General features: G+C 28.1%; 2 protein-coding genes. Both read left to right on the forward strand.

Going from position 1 to position 2,900, the window contains the following annotated elements; genetic code table 11:
• Positions 1-237: 237 nt before the first annotated feature.
• Entirely contained in the window at positions 238-1,161 is a 924-nt protein-coding gene (locus tag KA858_RS12155) for a protein rep (RefSeq protein ID WP_031590742.1), read from the forward strand.
• A 948-nt stretch (positions 1,162-2,109) separates the two neighbouring features.
• A partial coding sequence (locus KA858_RS12160) for a putative RNA methyltransferase (RefSeq protein WP_113589884.1) occupies positions 2,110-2,900 on the forward strand: 791 nt, incomplete at its 3' end.

Here is a 2,900-nt window from a genome sequence, read left to right on the forward strand (position 1 = left end):
AAACGAGTTGAAAACGAGTTTCTTCTTGTCTTGATAATAAGGGTAACTATTACAATCTGGAATAGTTACCCTTAAAGTATTGGTGTGTCTGGGTTTAAACGCAAAAAAAGTTGCTTTTTCGTACCTATTAATGTATCGTTTTAGGTGTCTAATCAAAAACATACATAGAAAGGAGAAAAAGCAACTTTTTTTATTGTCATAGTTTGTGAAAACTAAGTTGTTTTTATGTGTTATAACATGGAAAAGTATACTGAGAAAAAACGAAAAAATCAAGTATTTCAAAAATTTATTAAACGTCATATTGGAGAAAATCAAATGGATTTAGTTGAAGATTGCAATACATTTCTGTCTTTTGTAGCTGATAAAACTTTAGAAAAACAGAAATTATATAAAGCCAATTCTTGTAAAAATCGATTTTGTCCTGTCTGTGCTTGGAGAAAAGCTCGTAAAGATGCGTTGGGTTTATCTTTGATGATGCAATATATTAAGCAGGAAGAAAAAAAGGAGTTTATTTTTTTAACTTTAACTACACCTAACGTAAAGGCTACTAAATTGGAAAGTGAAATAAAGCGTTATAATCAATCATTTAGACGTTTGACCAATCGTAAACATTTTAAATCTATTGCGAAAGGATATGTTCGTAAGTTAGAGATTACATATAATAAAAAAAGAGACGATTATAATCCTCATTTTCATGTGTTAATTGCAGTAAATAAATCGTATTTCACAGATAAAAGATATTATATTAGTCAACAAGAATGGTTGGATTTATGGCGTGATGTAACAGGTATTTCAGAAATCACACAAGTACAAGTTCAAAAAATAAGACAAAATAATAATAAAGAGTTATATGAAATGGCTAAATATTCTGGTAAAGATAGTGATTATTTAATAAATCAAAAAGTATTTGATGCATTCTATAAATCACTTAAAGGTAAACAGGTATTAGTTTATTCAGGATTGTTTAAAGAGGCTAAAAAGAAATTAAAAAATGGAGATTTAGATTATTTAAAAGAAATTGATCCAACCCAATATATCTATCAAATTTTTTATATTTGGAAACAAAAAGAGTATTTAGCTAGTGAACTTTATGACTTAACAGAACAAGAAAAAAGAGAAATTAATTACAAAATGATAGACGAAATCGAGGAAGAACAATAACAAAATATAAGTGCTAACAGCTGACCTCCCGATAACACCATGTAGTTATTGGGAGGTCAGCTGTTGAATTATGCACGAGTATTTTAAAAGTTATTGTGATGACGACGATAAACGGTTATCAAAAGTATAATGTTAAAATGCTTTATTATACTAACGTTATATAAACATTATACTTTCGTTATATAAATTTTAACCCTGTTAGGAACTATAAAAAATCATGAAAATTTTAATTTGCATGTAACTGGGCAGTGTCTCAAAAATTCGACACTGGTTTTGCTCAAATTTTTGTTTATGGAATTAGAATATATTTATTTGGCTCATATTTGCTTTTTAAAAGCTTCTGTAGGTTTTTAGGCATAAAACTATATGAATTACCCCTAAATCTTTAAAATGCCCCCTTAAAATTCAAAATAAAGGTATTTAAAATTTTAAAAAATAAAAAAGCTACTAGCAAAAAACTAGTAGCTTAAATCTTAGTTAAATTTCTATGTAGTATTAATTTTTATATCTACGCTACAACGTCGATTCTAGTTCGTGCAGTATTAATTTTTATATCTGCGCCACAACGCCGATTCCTTAAAACTAAGATAAAAATTGACGAAGGTCGATTATGGTTTTTTACGCGTTCTTTTTAGAACGCATAAGTGCGCCCTTACGGGATTTAACTAGATTATAACGACGAAAAATAGACCTGTAAAGCAATAACAGTTGGGTCTACTTTGTCTACTGGTCAGACAAGAAAAGAACACGCATTTATGCCGAGAAAATTTATTGATGTTGAGAAGAACCCTTAACTAAACTTGCAGACGAATGTCGGCATAGCGTGAGCTATTAAGCCGACCATTCGACAAGTTTTGGGATTGTTAAGGGTTCCGAGGCTCAACGTCAATAAAGCAATTGGAATAAAGCAACTTTGTTATTTATAATTATTTGATTGGAGGTGTGAATATGTTTTTTAAGTGTTCTATATGTGATGAAAAATTAAAGAGAGGTTATAAAACTTTAGCATGTGAGAATAACCATACTTTTGATATTGCAAAAGAGGGTTATTCGAATTTAATTTCAGGGCATAAAAAAAGTAAATACGATAAAAAATTGTTTATTGCTAGAAGAGAATTGAATGATAGTAGCAATTTGTATTCGATATTAATTTCAAAAATCATAGAAATTATTAAAAAATATGAGATTAAAACTAAAAATAATGTGATAGATGTTGGTACTGGTGAGGGTTATATTTTAAATGAAATTAGTAAAACATTTCTTGGTGAAAATGAATTCTTAGGTATAGACATTGCAAAAGAAGGTGTAAAAAAAGCAGCAAAATCATATAAAAATATAAATTGGTTGGTTGCTGATCTAGCTGATATACCAGTTATGAATGGGAATGTAGACTTTTTAATTAATGTGCTTAGCCCTTCTAATTATGATGAGTTTAAAAGAGTTCTAGATAAAGAGGGGAAATTGATAAAAATAATTCCTAATAGTGATTATTTAAAAGAAATAAGGAATATAGTCTTTAGTAATCATAAAAATAAGGATTATGATAATTCTGAGGTTATAGATTTATTTGAAGCTAATTTTAATAAAATTGAAATGATAGACATTAGTTATAAGGTTAAATTAAATAAAGAAGAATTGAATAAATTACTTGATATGACGCCTTTAACGTGGAATTTAAGTGACGTAGAAAAAGAAGGAATAATTAAGAAAAACTTAAGTGAAATTACGATGAGTTTTAT

The organism is Staphylococcus sp. GDX8P80P (genome assembly GCF_017893095.1).
GTDB classification, from domain to species: Bacteria; Bacillota; Bacilli; order Staphylococcales; family Staphylococcaceae; genus Staphylococcus; species Staphylococcus borealis.